Annotated in this window: 13 protein-coding genes; 8 read left to right on the top strand and 5 right to left on the bottom strand. The window is 73.0% G+C overall.

From position 1 onward, the window contains the following. Nucleotide 1: 1 nt before the first annotated feature. The 8 genes from ACIQM0_RS20035 (at nucleotide 2) to ACIQM0_RS20000 (ending at nucleotide 11310) form a co-directional block, all read left to right on the top strand. A complete protein-coding gene (locus ACIQM0_RS20035) occupies nucleotides 2-1066 on the top strand; it encodes an iron-siderophore ABC transporter substrate-binding protein (RefSeq protein WP_401288354.1) in 1065 nt (354 codons plus the stop codon). After that, complete coding sequence (locus tag ACIQM0_RS20030) at nucleotides 1063-3168, top strand: iron ABC transporter permease (protein ID WP_401288351.1); 2106 nt, start codon at nucleotides 1063-1065, stop codon at nucleotides 3166-3168. Before ACIQM0_RS20035 ends, ACIQM0_RS20030 begins: the two co-directional genes overlap by 4 nt. A 93-nt stretch (nucleotides 3169-3261) precedes the next feature. Then, nucleotides 3262-4386: a peptidase C39 family protein gene (locus ACIQM0_RS20025; protein ID WP_401288348.1), complete on the top strand. Its 1125-nt coding sequence runs from the start codon at nucleotides 3262-3264 to the stop codon at nucleotides 4384-4386. A 50-nt stretch (nucleotides 4387-4436) separates the two neighbouring features. Further along, nucleotides 4437-5669, top strand: coding sequence for a GNAT family N-acetyltransferase (locus tag ACIQM0_RS20020; protein ID WP_401288345.1), 1233 nt, complete (start codon nucleotides 4437-4439; stop codon nucleotides 5667-5669). Between the two features lie 183 nt (nucleotides 5670-5852). Then, nucleotides 5853-6458, top strand: a complete 606-nt coding sequence (locus ACIQM0_RS20015) for a GPP34 family phosphoprotein (RefSeq protein ID WP_401288343.1) — start codon at nucleotides 5853-5855, stop codon at nucleotides 6456-6458. 71 nt (nucleotides 6459-6529) lie between these two features. After that, complete coding sequence (locus ACIQM0_RS20010; protein ID WP_401288340.1) at nucleotides 6530-7429, top strand: oxygenase MpaB family protein; 900 nt, start codon at nucleotides 6530-6532, stop codon at nucleotides 7427-7429. Nucleotides 7430-7446: 17 nt separating this feature from the next. After that, the gene (locus ACIQM0_RS20005) at nucleotides 7447-9708 is read left to right on the top strand and encodes a tetratricopeptide repeat protein (protein ID WP_401288337.1); all 2262 of its coding nucleotides are present in this window, start codon (nucleotides 7447-7449) and stop codon (nucleotides 9706-9708) included. A 57-nt stretch (nucleotides 9709-9765) separates the two neighbouring features. Then, a complete protein-coding gene (locus tag ACIQM0_RS20000) occupies nucleotides 9766-11310 on the top strand; it encodes a phytoene desaturase family protein (protein WP_401288334.1) in 1545 nt (514 codons plus the stop codon). A 9-nt stretch (nucleotides 11311-11319) separates the two neighbouring features. Here ACIQM0_RS20000 and ACIQM0_RS19995 read toward each other — a convergent pair whose 3' ends face one another. From ACIQM0_RS19995 to ACIQM0_RS19975, 5 genes are read right to left on the bottom strand one after another with little or no spacing between them, the layout of a single operon-like run. Continuing rightward, nucleotides 11320-12294, bottom strand: coding sequence for an acetylxylan esterase (locus tag ACIQM0_RS19995; RefSeq protein WP_401288331.1), 975 nt, complete (start codon nucleotides 12292-12294; stop codon nucleotides 11320-11322). A gap of 4 nt (nucleotides 12295-12298) precedes the next feature. Then, the gene (locus ACIQM0_RS19990; RefSeq protein ID WP_401288328.1) at nucleotides 12299-14731 is read right to left on the bottom strand and encodes a polysaccharide lyase 8 family protein; all 2433 of its coding nucleotides are present in this window, start codon (nucleotides 14729-14731) and stop codon (nucleotides 12299-12301) included. Nucleotides 14732-14741: 10 nt separating this feature from the next. Continuing rightward, entirely contained in the window at nucleotides 14742-15902 is a 1161-nt protein-coding gene (locus tag ACIQM0_RS19985; protein WP_401288326.1) for an SGNH/GDSL hydrolase family protein, read from the bottom strand. After that, complete coding sequence (locus ACIQM0_RS19980; RefSeq protein WP_401288323.1) at nucleotides 15890-16969, bottom strand: DUF1565 domain-containing protein; 1080 nt, start codon at nucleotides 16967-16969, stop codon at nucleotides 15890-15892. The genes ACIQM0_RS19985 and ACIQM0_RS19980 overlap by 13 nt, the downstream gene beginning before the upstream one ends. After that, nucleotides 16966-17562 carry a hypothetical protein gene (locus ACIQM0_RS19975; protein ID WP_401288320.1) on the bottom strand — a complete coding sequence of 199 codons (597 nt, stop codon included), beginning with the start codon at nucleotides 17560-17562 and terminating at the stop codon, nucleotides 16966-16968. The genes ACIQM0_RS19980 and ACIQM0_RS19975 overlap by 4 nt, the downstream gene beginning before the upstream one ends.

Here is a 17562-nt window from a genome sequence, read left to right as displayed (position 1 = left end):
CATGAACCGTGCCCGTCGCCTGGCGGCGTCAGCCACGACCGGGCTCGCCCTGCTCGCCGCAACGGCCTGCGGAACGACCGACGTCGACAAGGCAACGGCCGGCAGCAGCGCCGAAGCGTCCCCCGCGTCGAAGGACTGCGCCCAGGACACCACGGCCCCCTCGACGGGGGCCGTCTCCTTCAAGGACGGCGTCGGCCGACAGGTGAAGCTCGACAAGCCCGCCCAGCGGATCGCGGTCCTCGAATGGCAGCAGGTCGAAGACGCGCTGACGCTGTGCGTCACCCCCACCGCCGTCTCCGACGCCAAGGGATACCGCACCTGGACCAGCGCGGAGAAGCTGCCCAGTGGCGTGACGGACATCGGCACCCGCGAGGAGCCCGACCTCGACACCCTCTACGCGGCCAAGCCCGATCTCATCGTCGTGGAGGCCTTCGACGCCAAGGACGAGATGATCAAGAAGCTGGAGAAGAGGGGCGTCCCCGTGATGGCCACGCGCGGGGCGGACCCGAAGGACCCGATCGGGAACATGCGGAAGGTGTTCAGCATGATCGGCGAGGCGACGGGACGCACGGACCGGGCGGACCAGGTGCTCAAGGAGTTCGACCAGCACCTCGCGACGGCGAAACAGCAGGTCACCGACGCAGGCCTGCCGACGAAGGACTTCGTGTTCTTCGACGGCTGGCTCGAGGGCGGCAACCTGACCGTACGCCCCTACGCGAACGGCGCCCTGTTCACCGAGATAGGCAAGGAACTCGGCATGACCCCGGCGTGGACCAACGACGTCAACAAGAAGCACGGTGACGGAGGCGTGGACGCCGCCTACGGCCTCGCGCAGACCGACGTCGAGGGACTCACCGCGGTGGGCGACGCCAACCTCTTCTACGCGAACGACGACGGCGCCGGCGGGTACGTCGCGGCACTGGACAAGAACCCGATCTGGAAGAAGCTCCCGGCCGTGAAGGAAGGCCGCGCCCACGCGTTCCCGGCGCGGGTCTGGGGCGCCGGCGGTCCGCGCTCCTGCGCACAGGCGATCGACGCGTACGTCGACGTACTCGACAAGAAGTGAGCACTGTACGTACCGCGGCACCCGAGGCGGGGCCGCTGCCGGGCGCGGGGCGCGGCAGCGGCCCCGCTGCCGGGGCGGCCGTCCTGGCGCTCCTCCTCGTCGCCACCGTCCTGGTCGGCCTGTGGCACCTGACCCAGGGGACGTCGGGCGTCGGTGTCGGCGATCTGGTGCGCCATCTCGCCGGGGAACGCGAGAACGCCCGCGGGGCGCCCGTCGGCGAGATCCTCACCGGCTCGCGCCTGCCGCGCCTGTTCGCGGGCGTCGCGGTGGGCTTCGCCCTCGGCTGCGCCGGCGCACTGCTCCAGTCCGTCACCCACAACACGCTCGCCTCACCGGACACCCTCGCGGTCACGGCCGGGGCCTACTTCACCCTCACGCTCGTCGCCGCCTTCGGCCTTGCCGTCCCGCTGTGGGCGTCGGGCGCCGTCGCCTTCGCCGGCGGCCTCGTCGCGGCGGCACTCGTGCTGCTCCTCGCGGGCCGTGCCGCGGGCACCGCGGGCACCCGCCTCATCCTCGCCGGAACGGCGACGGCGATGGCGCTGGACGCGGCGACCGGCATGCTCCTCATCCTGTTCAACCAGAACACGACCGGCCTCTTCGCCTGGGGGAGCGGCTCCCTGGCGCAGCTGAACATCGACGCGTCGGTACGCGCCGTCCCCCTCGTCGTCGTGCTGCTGTGCGTCGCTCTGGCGCTGTCCCGGCGGCTGGACGTGATGAACCTCGGCGACGATGCCGCGTCCACCCTCGGCGTGCCGATCCGGACCACCCGCGTGACCGCCGTGCTCTGCGCGGTACTGCTGACCAGCACGGCGGTGACCCTCGCCGGCCCGATCGGCTTCGTCGGTCTCGGCGCGCCCGTAGTGGCCCGCCTGATCGCGGGGCGGGTTCCCGCGCTGCGCCGGCACCTGCTCCTGATCCCCGCGGCCGGACTGCTCGGCGCGCTGCTCGTCCTGTTGGCGGACGCGTCCCTGCGCGCCGTGCAGGGGGCGGACGGGGCCGCCGCCATCCCCACCGGCGTACCGACCGCGCTGCTCGGCTCCGTCGTGATCGTGGTCCTCGCACTGCGGCTGCGCGACACGGGCGGTGTCCGGAAGCCACCGCGCGCGCGGGTCGCCGTACGCTCACGCCGCGCCTTCCTCCTCGTCACGTCCGGCGCGGTGGCACTGCTGGCCGGAGCCGCCCTCATGGCGATCCTGGCGGGAAGCCTCTGGCTGCGGACCGGGGACATCGTGCTGTGGCTCCAGGGCGCCGCCCCGGACCTGATAGGCCAGGCACTCGACGACCGGGTCCCACGCGTGACCGCCGCGATCCTCGCCGGCGCGGCGCTCGGACTGGCCGGATGCGCCGTACAGAGCTCGGTGCGCAACCCGTTGGCGGAGCCCGGGGTGCTCGGCATCACGGCCGGGGCCGGCCTCGGTGCGGCGAGCGTCGCCACCTCTGGCCTGCCCGGTGGCCGGCCCGTGCTCATCGCGGTAGCGGTCACGGCGGGGCTGGCCACGTTCGCGGTGATCGTCCTGCTGGCCCGGCGCGGCGGCTTCCTGCCCGACCGGTTCGTACTGATCGGCATCGGCACGGGGTACGGCCTCAGCGCCGTCACCACCTTCCTCCTGCTGCGCGCGGACCCGTACAACACGCCCCGGATCTTCACCTGGCTCTCCGGCACGACCTACGGCCGCACGTTCCCCGATGTCGTCCCGGTCGCGGTGGCCCTGGCTCTCGCCCTGCCCGCACTGCTGTTCATGCGCCACCGGCTCGACCTGCTCGCCGTCGACGAGGACACCCCGCGCATCGTCGGTGTCCGGGTGGAACGCACCCGCTTCACCGCCCTGTCGATCGCAGCGGTGCTCGCGGCCCTCAGCGTGATCGCCGTCGGCGTCGTCGGTTTCGTGGGGCTAGTAGCCCCGCACCTCGCCCGTTCCCTGGTGGGCGCCCGGCACGCCCGCGCGATCCCGGTCTCGATGGTGCTCGGCGGACTGCTGGTGTGCGTGGCGGACGCGCTCGGCCGCACGCTCGTCGCCCCCGCCCAGGTGCCGGCGGGCCTCATGATCGCGCTGGTCGGCGCACCGTACTTCGTGTGGGTGCTCCGGAAGTCCCGCGCATGACCCCGGGGAGGGGCTGGGGTCCACGCCCACAGGTTCGGACTCCAGCCCCTCTCCCCTTCCCCTCGTCCTCTCCGACCCGCCAGGAGCACCGGAATGCTGCCCCGTCAGGAAACGCCCGCGCGGCCCGCCGAGCCCTTGCGGCCCGCGAAGAGCATCGTCGTCCCCTATGAGCCCGACACCCCGCCCGCTCAGCTGGCGGGCCTCGTCGGCCACGACGTGTCGGAGCGCTGGCGTGCGGTCGACCGCTCCGCCCACGCCCCTCACCTCGTGGCCGTTCCCGGAGACGACGGCGAGGGCTGGACCGCCGCGGCGCTCGTGACGGCACGCCCGAACACGGCCTATCTGAAAATCGTCGATGCCGTCGGCGACGTGCGCGCGGCCGTCAGGGCCGTCGTCGCCCACGCGGACAGCCGGGAGCTCGTGCAGGTCAAGTGGGAAGGATGGACGGCACACCCCGACGACGTCGCTGCCACCGGCTTCGCCGCCCTGCGCCCTCCGCTCACGCGGCCGGAGGGCGCGGCCGGGCCGGCTGCCGGTCACATCCGCTGGCTGCGCGACGGCGTCACGAGCGCACCCGCGTACTACGGGCAGACCACGCACTTCACCTGCGGCGCCGTCACCGCTCTGGTCGCACAGGCGCACGCGGGCGCACTGGCGTGGGAGGCACTCGACCGGCAGCGGGAGCTGACGCTGTGGCGCGACGCCACCAACTTCCTCGCGTGCGAGCCCGTCGGGCTGGGCGTGGCCGTGCGCCGGGCCTGGCCCTCGTCCCCGGTCACGATCCATCTGGACAACGACCGGCCGGTGTTGCTCGACCACCTCCCTTCGAGCGACCAGGAGTGGCGTGCCCTGCTCCAGCGGGCCTCCCGGACGGAGGCGGAGCGCACCGGTGTCCCCATTGACCCGAGCCGCCTCTCCCTGACCGCGATCCGGGACGCGATCGGCCGACACGAACACGTGCTGCTCCTGCTCTCGCTCGCCGGGATGCAGGGATTCGACGTGCCGCACTGGGTGCTCTGCCACGGCGCCGTACCCGGCGCCGTCGTGATCGAGGATCCCTGGACCAACGCGACTACAGGGGACACCTGGGTCGACGCCCACCTCCTGCCGGTCTCCGACCCGTCGCTCGACACGATGTCGGTCATCTCGCCGGAGGGCTTCCGCGGCGCGGTGACCATCGGCCGCCCACAAGGGCGGGACGCGGCGCCATCCTTGTGAACGAACACCATGACTCACCGTGCCGGTACTTCGAGAGGGAAGCGACAGCGATGGAGATTCGACCCACGACCGATGAGGACCTGGACGTCTTCGTCGACACGGTCCACACCGCGTTCGGGCACTTTCCGGAACCCCCGGTCGCGGGGGGCGGACGCTGGTGGTCCGCGCTCGAAATGGACCGCGGCCTGCTCGCCCTGACAGCGGACGGCCGGCCCGTGGGCACCGCCGCCGCGTACTCCTTCGAACTCACCCTGCCCGGCCAGGTCCTCGCACCGGTCGCCGGGGTGACTGCGGTCGGCGTCCTGCCCTCGCACCGGCGGCGCGGTGTGCTCAGCGAGATGATGCGACGGCAGCTCTCCGAGGTGCGGTCCCGGGGTGAGTTCCTCTCGGTGCTGCTGGCTTCCGAGTCCTCGATCTACGGCAGGTTCGGCTACGGACCGGCGACCTTCACCACCCGGCTGACCGTGCCGCGCCACCGGGCCGCCCTCGCGGTTCCCCGGGCTCGTGCGACGGCCGGCGCACCGGTGACCGGAGCGGACAGCGGAACGGTCGAGGTCCTGCGGCGTGCCGACTGCGGCAAGATCCTCGAAGAGGTCTACGACCGGTACCGCCGCGCCCAGCCCGGCGCGCTGTCCCGGCCGCACCGCTGGTGGGCCCTGGGAGCAGGGCAGTCGCCGGTCTCCTCCGCACCGCGCTACGTCGCCGTCCACCGGGACGCCGACGGAGCGGCGGACGGGTACGCCAGCTACTCGCTCGGCGAGGCCGGCACCCTGACGGTCGACGAGACCATCGCCACCGACGACGCGGTCTTCATGGCCCTCGCCCGGTTCGCACTCGGACACGACCTGGTCTCACAGGTCGTGTTCCGGCACGTCCCGCCCGAGCACCCGCTGCGCTGGCACCTCGCCGACATCCGCGCCGGCGAGGTCGGCGGACACGCCGACTGGCTGTGGGTGCGTCTCCTCGACGTCCCGCGCGCCCTGACCGCACGCCGCTGGTTCGCGGACGGTGAGCTGGTCCTCGACGTGGACGACCCGTTCCTCGGCGAGCACGGCCGCTACCTGCTGACCGTCCGCGACGGCGCGGCCGGCTGCGTCCCCACGGACCGGCACCCCGACCTGTCGCTGGACGTCCGCGATCTGAGCTCGCTCTACCTGGGAGGCGTCGCCCCGAGCACGCTCGTGCGCGCGGGACACATCCGGGCCTGCCGTCCGGGCGCCGCCGCCCTCGCGGACGCGCTTTTCCGCACAGAGCGCGCCCCGCACTGCCTGCACTGGTTCTAGCGGCGCTTCGTCACCTTGGGTGCGACGTCGAGGCGGAATCTGACACCGCCCCGCGAAAGAGGTCCGGATCGCGAGGGCGGGAGCGATACTGATCGTGACAGCCGCTCCGCTGCCGGGCCGGTCCCGGACGCGGGCCGGCCCGGTGGGGCGCACCACCGGCCATGTCTCCGAGAGGAGCCGTTCATGACCACGGCGAAGGACCTGTTCACGATCGCCACGGACCCTGGGGCGAAGAACTCCGTGGGACAGGGGGACCTCTCGCTCGCGCTCGCGGGAGCCGAGCTGATCGATCTCATCGGGGCGGAGGCGGTCGGTGTGGACGGCGACCGCATCGTGCCGGGTGTGCCGCCGGCGCAGGACGACCAGCTCATGGGAGCGGCCACCGCGGCGCTCGTTCGACAGGCGCCCTACGAGCGGATCGAGGACTGGCTGTGGCGCCGGGGCCGAGACCTCTCGGCCGCGTACCAGAGCGCCCTGGAGGAGGCCGGTGAGCTGACGCCGAAGCGCGGCGGTCGCCTGTCCTTCGGCTCCGAGCGCGTGGAACCGGCTGATACGCCCGCGCGCCGCCGGGCAGCCGAGCGCTGGGAGCGGAAGGAACCCGTCCTGACCGCCCTCGCCTCCGTCGTGGGCATCGACGGCGAATACCCCGACGACGAGCCCGGCTTCGACGACGAGGCGGTGACGACCGTCGTGGCCATCGTCCACGACGCGGTGATGGAGCTGGAAGCCGTACGCCAGCGGAGGTCCATCGAGAACGCGGCGTTCGCCAACGTCTGGCGGGGACCGTGAGCCGAGCGGTGGCGGGCGCCCGGTAGAACCTGGTGGCGAGGGGCGAAGGGCCGAGCGGGAGGCAGGACGAGATGACGGAAGCCGACCCCGGGCTCTTCGGGCCCGAATCGGTCACCTGGCAGATACACGGCGACCCGATGATGTGGGTGGCGGGCGTGCGCGCCCTGTACCTCCAGGCGCTGCACCCGCGCGCCGTGCGCGGCGTCATGCAGAACTCCGACTTCCGCAAGGACGCCTGGGGCCGGCTGATGCGCACAGCCGGCTTCGTCGGAACCATCACCTACGGCACCACAGAGGCCGCCGAGAAGGCGGGCGCCCGGGTCCGCAGGATCCACCGGCTCCTCAAGGTCACCGACCCGCGCACCGGCGAGACGTACGGCGTCGACGACCCCGCGCTGCTGCTCTGGGTCCACTGTGCCGAGGCCGACTCCTACCTCCAGGTCGAACGGCGCTCCGGCTTCCCCCTCACCGACGCGCAGGCCGACCGGTACATCGACGAACACCGCCGCGGCGCCCGGCTCGTCGGCCTCGACCCGGCCGACGTACCCGCCACCACCGCACAGCTGGCCGCCTACTTCGAGCGGGTGCGGCCCCAACTGGCCTCCTCAGACGATGCGCTGGACGTCGACGACTTCCTGCGGAAGCCACCGGTCCACCCCCTGCTGGTGCCTGCCCGCGCCCTGCTGTGGCGGCGCGTCGCGACGCTCGCCTACCAGTCGCTGCCCCCGTACGCCCACGAGCTGTACGGCAGACCCGCACCACCGGCGGCCACCGTCGACCGCCGGCTGCGCACCGCCGGAACCCTCCTGCGGGCTGTCCCGTCGCGGCTGCGCTGGCAGCTCCCGCCGGGTCATATCCTGAAGGCGATGGCGCGTCTGGGGCCCGGCAGCCGCCCCACCCCGTACAAACTGAAGAGGCAGGCGGCCATACTGGAAGGGCCGGGGAGGGCGCAGCAACAGCAGGCGGAATAACGGGGGCGACAGCAGGGATGGCGGAAACCAGGCTGATCCAGAGCCGGTACCGACTGCTCGATCTGATCGGGCGCGGCGGCATGGGCGAGGTGTGGCGTGCCCGCGATGAATCTCTCGGCCGCCAGGTCGCCGTCAAGTGCCTGAAGCCGATGGGTCCCCAGCACGACCCGGACTTCACCCGCATCCTGCGCGAACGCTTCCGCCGGGAGGCCCGGGTCGCGGCCGCGCTCCAGCACCGCGGCGTCACCGTCGTCCACGACTTCGGCGAGCACGAGGGCGTGCTCTACCTGGTGATGGAGCTGCTGGACGGCCGCAATCTCAGCCAGCTCCTGGAGGACAACGAGCAGCATCCGCTGCCCGTCGACGACGTCGTCGACATCGCGGAACAGGTCGCCGACGCGCTCGGGTACACCCACCAGCAGGGCATCGTCCACCGTGACCTCAAGCCCGCCAACATCATGAGGCTGGCCGACGGGACGGTGAAGATCTGCGACTTCGGCATCGCCAGGCTCGGCCACGACATCAGCGTCACCTCACGCCTCACCGGTGTCGGCATCGCCATGGGCACCCCCCACTACATGTCGCCCGAGCAGATCAGCGGCGGCCAGATCGACCACCGCAGCGACCTCTACTCGCTGGGCTGCGTGCTGTACGAGATCGCCACCGGAGCGCCGCCGTTCGACCTCGACGACGCCTGGGGCGTCCTCGTCGGACACCGGGACACCCAGCCGGAGCCACTCCGTTCCCACCGGGCCGAACTCCCCGGATTCTTCGACCGCGTCGTCCTGGAACTGCTCGCCAAGACCCCGGAGCAGCGGCCCGCCGACGCGGGTGACCTGCGCCGCCGCATCGCCGTCGGCCGCACCGGCGCGCAGCCGCACCTGGAGCCGACCGGCCGGGTACTGCTCGCGCCCCCCGTCCCGGTCGAGCGCCCCGGCGGACACACCGGATCCGGACCGCGGCTGCCCGACTGGACCCACGGGATGACGAGCGGAATCAAGGCGACGGGCGCCGCGACGCCGGGACTCCCGCCGCCCGACCACTCGGCGGGCCTGACCGGCCAGTGGACCACCGGCACCGACCCGCGGGCCGGATCCGCGCCGCCCGCCGGGTCCGGACGGCCCACGCCCTCGCCCGAACTCCTCGCGATACTCGCCAGCCGCCACAGCGCCGGCCTCAACCTGAGCCGCCTCGGCCACTGGGACGAGGCGGGCGAGGTGCACCGGGCGGTCGCCGCCGAACGCGAGCACGCGCTGGGCCCCGACCACCCCGACACGCTCTCCAGCCGCTACGAGGTCGGGTTCACCCTCAGCCGCACCGGGCGCGCGGCGGACGCGCTGCGGGAGTTCGGCCGGGTCGCGGAGGGCCGCGAGAGGACCCTGGGCCCCGACCACGCGGAGACCCTCGCGGCCCGCCAGGAAGTGGCGTACGTACTGGGCCGGCTCGGCCGCCACTTCGAGGCCCACCAGGTCTACGCCGCCGTCCTCGCCTCCCGGGAACGCTCGATGGGCCCCGATCACCCCGACACCCTGCGCTGCCGCCACAACCTGGCGTTCAACCTCAGCCGGCTCGGGCGCCTGGAGGACTCGTACCGCATGGCCAGTGACGTGGCGTCGGCCCGCGCCCGGCTGCTGGGCGCCGCCCACCCCGACACCCTGGTCACCCGCTACGAGGTCGGCTACACCCTCGGCCGGCTCGGCCGGTGGACGGAGGCCCTGCAGACCTACCGGGAGATCGTCCAGGCCCGGTCGCACGTGCTGGGCGCCGACCACCCCGACACCCTCGCGGCCCGCTACGAGGTCGGCATCAGCCTCGGCCGGCTGGGCCGCAGCACCGAGGCGCTGGAGCTGTACCGGCTGCTCGTCGACGACCGGACCCGGGTCAGCGGCCCCGCCGACCCCGAGACCCTCCGCGCCCGCCACGGACTGGGCGTCAACCTGGGCCGGCTGGCCCGCTGGGAGGAGGCGCTGGCCGAGTCGCGCGAGGTGTGCGCGACCCGCGAACGCGTCCTGGGCGCCGACCACGCCGACACCCTCGTCAGCCGCCGCGAGGTCGCCGTCGGCCTCGGCTGGCTCGGCCGCTGGGCCGAGGCGCTCACCGTCTACCGCAAGGTCGCCGAGGTACGGACCAGGCTGCTCGGCGCCGATCACCCCGACGCACTCGCCAGCCGCAACGACGAGGCGCACTGCCTCGAACAGCTCGGCCGGGGGACGGAAGCGGTCGAGCTGTACCGGCAGGTCGCGGCGCTGCGACAGCAACGGGGCATCCCGTCGTCCTGACCGGCGCACCCCGGCACCGGCTCTGGCCAGGGGCCGCCGTCCGTGTTACCAAGAGCCATGCCCGTACCCGACAGCTATGACGCAGTCATCGTGGGCGGCGGCCACAACGGACTCGTCGCCGCCGCCTACCTCGCCCGAGCCGGGCAGTCCGTCCTGGTCCTGGAACGCCTGGGCACCACCGGGGGAGCGGCCGTCTCGACCCGGCCCTTCGCCGGCGTCGACGCCCGGCTCTCGCGCTACTCGTACCTGGTGTCCCTGCTGCCGCACAAGATCGTCCGGGAACTCGGCCTCGACTTCGCCGTACGCAAGCGGACCGTCTCCTCGTACACCCCGGCGGTGCGCGACGGGCGCGCCACCGGGCTGCTCGTCGGCGGCGACGGCACCCGCGCCTCCTTCGCCGCGCTCACCGGCTCGGACCGGGAGTACGAGGCCTGGCAGCGCTTCTACCGCCGTACCGGGAAGGTCGCCGAGCGGGTCTTCCCCACCCTCACAGAGCCCCTGCCCACGCGCGAGGCGCTGCGCGAGCGGATCGGTGACACGGACGCCTGGCGGATGCTCTTCGAGGAGCCCATCGGCGTCGCCGTCGAGGAGAACTTCGACGACGACCTCGTACGCGGCGTCGTGCTCACCGACGCGCTGATCGGCACCTTCGCCGACGCGCACGATCCCTCGCTGCTCCAGAACCGCTGTTTCCTCTACCACGTCATCGGCGGCGGCACCGGCGACTGGGACGTGCCGGTCGGCGGGATGGGCGCGCTCACCGACGCCCTCGCCGGGGCCGCGCGTGCGGCCGGTGCGCACATCCGCACCGGGCACGAGGCGATCCGCGTCGACACCGACGGGACACAGGCCGAGGTGACGGTACGGGCGGACGGCGCCGAGCGGACCATCGGTGCGCGCCGCGTCCTGGTCAACGCCTCGCCCCAGGCACTCGCCGCGCTCCTCGGGGACGAACCGCCGGCACCCGCAGAGGGGGCGCAGCTGAAGGTGAACATGCTGCTCACCCGGCTGCCCCGGCTGCGCGACCGCTCCGTGGACCCGCGCGAGGCGTTCGCCGGTACCTTCCACATCGCCGAGGGCTACGGGCAATTGGCCGACGCCTACCGGGACGCGGCGGCGGGCCGGCTGCCGGCCGCCCCGCCGTCCGAGATCTACTGCCACTCGCTGACGGACCCCTCGATCCTCGGCCCGGATCTCGCCGCCCGCGGCTACCAGACCCTGACGCTGTTCGGCCTGCATACCCCGGCCCGGCTCTTCGCCGCGGACAACGCGGCGACGCGCACGGCCCTGCTCGAGGCCACGCTCGCCGAGCTCGACACCCATCTGGAGGAACCGATCGCGGACTGCCTGGCCCTCGACGGGAACGGCGAGCCCTGCATCGAGGCGAAGACACCGCTCGACCTGGAGCACGACCTGCGGCTGCCCGGCGGCCACATCTTCCACCGTGACCTCGCCTTCCCGTACGCCACCGGGACGACAGGCCGCTGGGGTGTGGAGACCGCGCACCCCAACATCCTGCTGTGCGGGGCCGGCGCGGTGCGCGGCGGTGGTGTCAGCGGGGTCCCCGGCCACAACGCCGCGATGGCGGCGCTGGGCCGGTGACCGGTGGCGCTACTGCCCGAACGCGCCGCGCAGGGCTCCGATCTTGCGCGGCAGGTCGTACTCCGCGCCGCCCTCGTGGCCGTTGTACGTGAACACCTCGATCCGCGCCGGTCCCGCGTAGCGGTGGTAGGCGGCGAACACCGTGGACGAGGGGCAGATCCTGTCCATCAGCCCCACCGAGAACCAGGCCGGAGCGGTGGCCCGTGCCGCGAAGTTCACCCCGTCGAAGTAGGACAGGGTCTCCATCGCCTCGTCGATCCGGAACCGGTGCCCCGACAGCCAGCGGGCGATCTCCGCGTACGGCCCCGCGTCCGTGATCTGCGAGGCACGCCGGTAGTGGCAGAGGAACGGCACATCGGCGACGGTCGCCACGACGTCGTCGCGCAGCCCCGCCACGGCGAGCGCGAGCCCGCCGCCCTGGCTGCCGCCGAGCACCGCCACCCGTGAGGCGTCCACCGCGTCGTGCGCCTTCACGGCGTCGACGGCCCGCACCGCGTCCGTGATCAGCCGGCGGTAGTAGTGCCGGTAGGGGTCCTCGATGCCCCGGGTCAGGAAGCCGGGGGAGGAGGAGCCGTTTCCGTCGGGGCCGATGTCCACCGTGTCGGCTGTGTTCTTGCCGCCGCCGCCCTGACCGCGGTTGTCCATGATGAGGTGCGCGTAGCCCAGGGCGCTCCAGGTGAGCCAGGAGTACGGGATGCCCCGGCCGCCGTTGTACCCGATGTACTGCACGACGGCGGGCAGCGGACCCGAGCGGACCCGGGGCAGCATCAGCCACGCCTTCACCGGCTGTCCGCCCCAGCCGCGGAACGTCACGTCGAAGACGTCGACGGTGGCGAACCCGGCGTCGTACGGGACGAACTCGGCGTCCAGGCCGTGGAGGGACGTCTCGGTGAGGGTCTTCTCCCAGAAGGCGTCGAAGTCGGCCGGCTCCTCCGGCTCCGGCCGGTAGTCGCGCAGCCGGTCCAGTGGCATGTCGAACAGCAAGGGTCTAGCTCCTCTTCAGGGTGAGGTTGAGGGTTGCGCCGTGGCGTCCGGCGGTGTCGGCGGTGATCCGGATGCCGCTGCCGGCCGGCGCGGCGCTCACACCCGGGTCGGCGGAGACGACGGTCAGCCCCCGCAGCGCCAGGTCCAGGACGACGGAGAACCGCAGCTGCGTCGGGTCCGACAGCGACACGGTCACCGTCTTTCCGTCGGGCCTCACCAGGACCGAGGCCGGGCCGTCCGCGGTGAGCTCCTGCGCGGTTCCCGCGGTCCAGAAGTTCGCGGCGAGCAGGCCGTCCGCGCAGCGGCGTACCGCGTGCACGGCGGTGGAGCCGGCGACCAGTTTCACCGGGGGTGCGGACGACCACTGCTTCGTGCGCTCGGCGGATGCCGCCGGGGCCTGCAGCCAGAAGTAGCCCGCCCCGCTCGGCGCGGTCCCGTGGTCCTGCCACAGCGTCAGATAGGGGCGGGTGACGGAGGTGTCCGTGCCGTACTTGAGGTTGATCTCCCGCCAGGTCGCGGTCCGGTCCTCGCGCAGGCCGTTCAGCGTGACGGGCTCCGGGAAGACGTAGCCGCCGGTTCCGGCGACATGCAGCCACCGCACCGCGTCCAGCCGCGCCGACCAGCCGGTGTCCGCCGGGGCGGCCTCGCCGTTGACGAGCAGTGCCGCCCGCGGGTCCCGCAGCTTCCGGTTCTCCACGACCGTCTCGGCCGTACCGGCGTCGGCGGTGATGCCCGAGCCGACGCAGGCGATGACGTCGTCCAGGCAGAACCAGCTCTTCAGGCCGTGCAGCGAACTGCCGAACGCCCGGAGCTCCATGCCGTACGCGCCGAGTGTCGTCCCCGGCAGCGCGGCGCCGCCCGCCCAGTCGGCGGTGCTGGTGGTGCGCTGCCCCGCGGCGTCGTCGGGCTGGCCGGCGATGACCGTGGTGCCGGGCAGCCGTGCCGGGTCGACGGTCGGCCAGTAGTCCTCGCTGTAGTGGCCGAGGTCGTCGGTGTAGAGGAGGACCATGCCGTCTGAGAGGTGCCAGGCGTGCAGGTTCTCGTTCTGTATCGACTCGTAGTTGTAGATCCGGGACGAGTACGCGGAGATGCCGAGGGCGAACGAGGGCCGGTGGTGGGCCGCCTTGTCCATCCTGGGGTGCTGCTTGTGGGCGACCAGCGGACCGCGCGCGGGCACCGGCGAGGCGATGACCTGCCGGGCGGCGACGAGCGAGGCGAGGTCGGTGACGGCGAGGAAGTCCCGGTAGGTGTCCTCGGCGATCCACTGCTTGACCAGGGCGGTGAACCGGTCGGCGGTCTCGCCGGGGAAGCCCGGGATCAGCCGGACCACCGCCTCGATGACCGTCTGCGCCGAGACGTGTCCCTGCTTGCTCGGGCGGGCGATCTCGCGCCCGCACACCGACGCCATCACGTCGCCGCGTGCCAGCAGCGGGTCGAAGCCCTCGTCGACCCAGCCGCGCACGTTGTCCAGGTCCGGATCGGTGACCGTCCACGTCGTACCGGCGAGGAGGTTGAGCAGCCGCGAGAGGTTGTTGAGCAGTTCCTTGCCGTAGCCGCCGTTGTACGGGTGCTTGTAGTGCTGGAGGAACGAGCCGTCGGAGTAGAAGCCCTCGCCGGTCCCTTCGGCCGCCGCGCTCGCGTCGTTGTGGGCGAGGACGCTGTTGGCGCCCGAACCCTCGACGTCCGAAAGAGCGTCACGGACGCGGGCCAGATCGTCCCCGTTGCCGCGGAGCACGGCGTTCACGGCGACGACGGTGGAGATCCACACCCGGTTGGCGCCGGTCGCGATCTGCCGGTCGGCCCGCCACAGGTTCGGGTCGGGCGTGTAGTGCCGGACGGCCGCGGTGATCCGGGCGAGCCGCTCGTCGCCGAGCGCGTCGTGGAGCAGCACCGTCGCGTCGTTGAGCGCGAGCGCGGAGCCGATCTCCCAGTCCCAGTCGTTGTCGAACCGGGTGTGGCCGGGGCCGTAGCGGTTGGCCAGCATCCAGTCGACGCCGGCCAGCAGCAGATCGCGCAGCGCGGTGTCGCCGTACTGCGGGGTGCCGGGTACGGCCCACGCGGTGGCGACCGTGGCGAGCCGCTTGAACGACGTCGTGACGTGGTTGGAGAGCGTGGTGCTGGTCAGGTCCGGGAACAGTCCGTCGGTACGTGACGGGTCCATGCCCTTGACGGAGGTCGTCGCGGCCTTGCCGGCCCTGGCCACGGCCGAGGCGATCTGCGGGTCCGTGAGGTCGAGACCGGGGCCGCCGGTGAGCAGGGTGTGCCACCGGGTGCGCAGGGACGCGGCGTCGTCGACGGCGGTGTCCCCGGCGGCGGCCTGCGCGGTGCCGGCCGGGAGGACGAGCGGCAGGGCGGCGGCCGCGCCGAGCGCCGCCGCACCGGCGAGGACGGTGCGGCGGGTGGTGCCGTTGGTGCTCCGGGTGGTGCCTGGGTTCATGGCGCTGCCCTCACAGGAGGTGTCGGCGGTCGACGGCCGCGGCGAGCGCCGCATGGCCGGAAGGGTTGGGGTGGAGCCCGTCGCCGCTGTCGTACGCGGGCCGCAGCCGCTCCGGGTGGTCCGGGTCGCGCAGGGCCGCGTCGAAGTCGGCCACGGCGTCGAAGACCCGGCCGGTCCGCACCGCCGCGTTGATCCGCAGCCGCGCCTTCTCCAGCTCGGGCGTCCAGCGGGTCCACCCCCCGAACGGGGCGATGGTCGCGCCGACCGCCCGCAGTCCGGCGTCACGGGCGCGCAGCACCAGCTGCCGGTAGCCGGCGAGGACGAGTGCGGGGTCGGTCTGGCTCGGCGGCTGCTGGAGGTCGTTGACGCCGAGGTGGACCAGGACGGTCCGCAGCCCGGGGAGCGACAGCACGTCGCGGTCGAAGCGGGCCTGTCCGCCGGGGCCGAACCGGGCGTCGTCCAGCAGTACCCGGTTGCCGCTGATCCCGAGATCGGCGACCGCCGAACCGGGCAGCCGCTTGGCCAGCTGGTCGGGCCAGCGCAGACCGGAGTCGTCGGGCGTGCCGACGCCCTCCGCGATGGAGTCGCCGAGCACCGCGACCACCGGTCCGTGCGCGCCCGTCACCTCGACGCCCGTCAGCAGGTACACCGAGGTGGTGCGCTCCCCGTCGACGTCGTGCGAGGCATGGGTGTTGCGGTGGAAGGACAGCGGCCCGGTGGGGCCGGGCAGTTCGGTCCGCACGGTCAGCAGGGACGCCTCTGCGGCCCGCAGGCCGGCGACCGCGTCACTGGTCAGCGAGGCGCCGGCGGCGAGCCATGCCTGCCGCTGCCCGCCGAACGTCACGGGCCTGCCGCCCGCGGTCACCGGGCCGATCAGCACGGGCGCCGTACCGAAGGCGTGCCCGTAGCGCAGCCGGAGCTGCCCGCCGGCCGACAGCCGTACGTTCGCCGTGAACGTCGCGTCGGTCAGTCCGGCGCTCGCCACCGGGTCGGTGTCGGTCGGCGCGGTCTGCGCGGTCGCCCAGGAGGTCGTCCAGCGCGAGCGGCGCGCATCGCCGGCCGGTCCGTCGGCGGCCTGGGCGCCGGGCGCCACCACCGCGACGGCTGCCAGACCGGCCGCCGCCGTCAGTACCCCGCGTCTCGCGGGCCCCCGCCCGCTCACTGCGGGCACGCGCCGGTCGGGGCGTACTCGCTGCCGTAGGTGCCCACCGCGTCGCCGCCGGTGTTCCCGCTCATCGTGTTGGTGCAGACGGGGCCCTGCGGGGTGCGCATGAACTTGATGCCGCCGCCCGCGTTGCCCGTGATGGTGTTGCCGTAGACGCTGGTGGCGGTGCCGTCGGTGGCGGTGTCACCGCCGAGCCGGATGCCCGAGCCGACGTTGTCGTGAATGGTGTTGTAGCGGAAGATGTTGCCGCTGCCCCGGGCGTCGAGCCCGCCCGAGCTCGCGTCCCGCTGGCCGCTGCAGTCGTTGTACTCGACGTAGTTGTTGGTCGAGTTCTCCTTCACGTCGACGCACTCGTTGCCCTGGGTGGCGATCGTGTTGTGGTGGATGCGGTTGTTCCGGCTGATGTCGGGGACCGCGTCCGGAGCGCCGTTCGCGCCCTGCTGCTCAGGGGCCGTGCCGAGGTAGATGCCCTCGCCGTTCTTGCCGCCGCCGCCGAACTTGAAGTCCGCGACGCCGCAGTTGGTGATGGTGTTGCCGGAGATGTCGGCGCCCGTCACCAGGCAGCGCACCCGCAGACACTCGTCCGCGGCGTTCTTGAGGGTCATATCGGTGATGTGCAGATCGCCCACCCCGTTGCCGGGAGTCGTGCTCATGACATATATGAGCTTGAGGCGGTACCCGGACACCTCGGTGGACGACCCGTGCAGCCCGTCCACCGTGAAGCCGCTCAGCGTGGTCGAGTCGTGCCGCACCTGAATGATCCGGGTGTCACCGGCGCCCTTCACCACTGCGTTCGACGGGCCCGTGACGGTGACTCCGGCGCGCTTGGTCACCACATCCTGCTTGTACGTACCGGCGGCGAGGTTCACCACCGCGCCCGTCGGCGCCAGATCGACCGCCTTCTGGATCGTGGCGAACGGGGCCCCCGCCGACGTACCGGAGTTCGTGTCGCTGCCGGAAGGCGACACGTAGTACGCGGTGGCGGTGGCGGCGGCCACCGAAGGCGGGGGGAAGACGAGCGGGGCGCCGACGGCGAGCGCGGCGACGAGGGTGGTGCGCAGTGCGTGGCTCATGGGGTGTGCCTCCTGGGATCAGCGAAGGACAGAGCGAGCAGTACGGGAACGCTGGGGCCGAGAAGCAGTGGCCCCAGCGGTACGACGAGAGAGAGCAGTACGGCGGAGACCACCGCGCCGAGCAGGGCGGTGCCCCGGGCGGCCGAGCCGAAGCCGAGCGCCAGCGCGCCGCGGGTCCAGCTCCGGACGGTGCCGCCGGGCGCCCGTCCGGCCTCGGCCGCGAGCGCCACATGGTGGATGACCAGGGCGGCCGCGATGCCCGCCTGGGCGGCGAGCAGCACGAACGCCCACGGCTCGGAACGGCCGAGCAGATAGACGATGTTGGCGGTCAGGACGGCCGCGGCCGCCGTGGAGGCGAGTGCGTGCCGCCACAGGGAGCGCCAGTACCGGGGGAAGGACGCGAAGGTGTTGGCGAAGCAACCGCTGTCGCCCTCGGCCCGCCACCGCTGGAGCCCGTGCGCCATCGCGGCGAGCGCGGGCAGCCAGGTCACCACACCCAGCGACAGCACGACGAACGCGGCCCCGGCGGCTGCCGGGTAGGCCACGAACTCCAGCCGCCGCAGCAGCGTCGGCCACGAGAGGGTTGCCCGCAT

This window comes from Streptomyces sp. NPDC091387 (assembly GCF_044756945.1).
Taxonomy (GTDB): Bacteria; Actinomycetota; Actinomycetes; order Streptomycetales; family Streptomycetaceae; genus Streptomyces.
The sequence above is the reverse complement of the archived record's forward strand: the minus strand, read 5'-3'. Positions and strand labels throughout refer to the sequence as shown.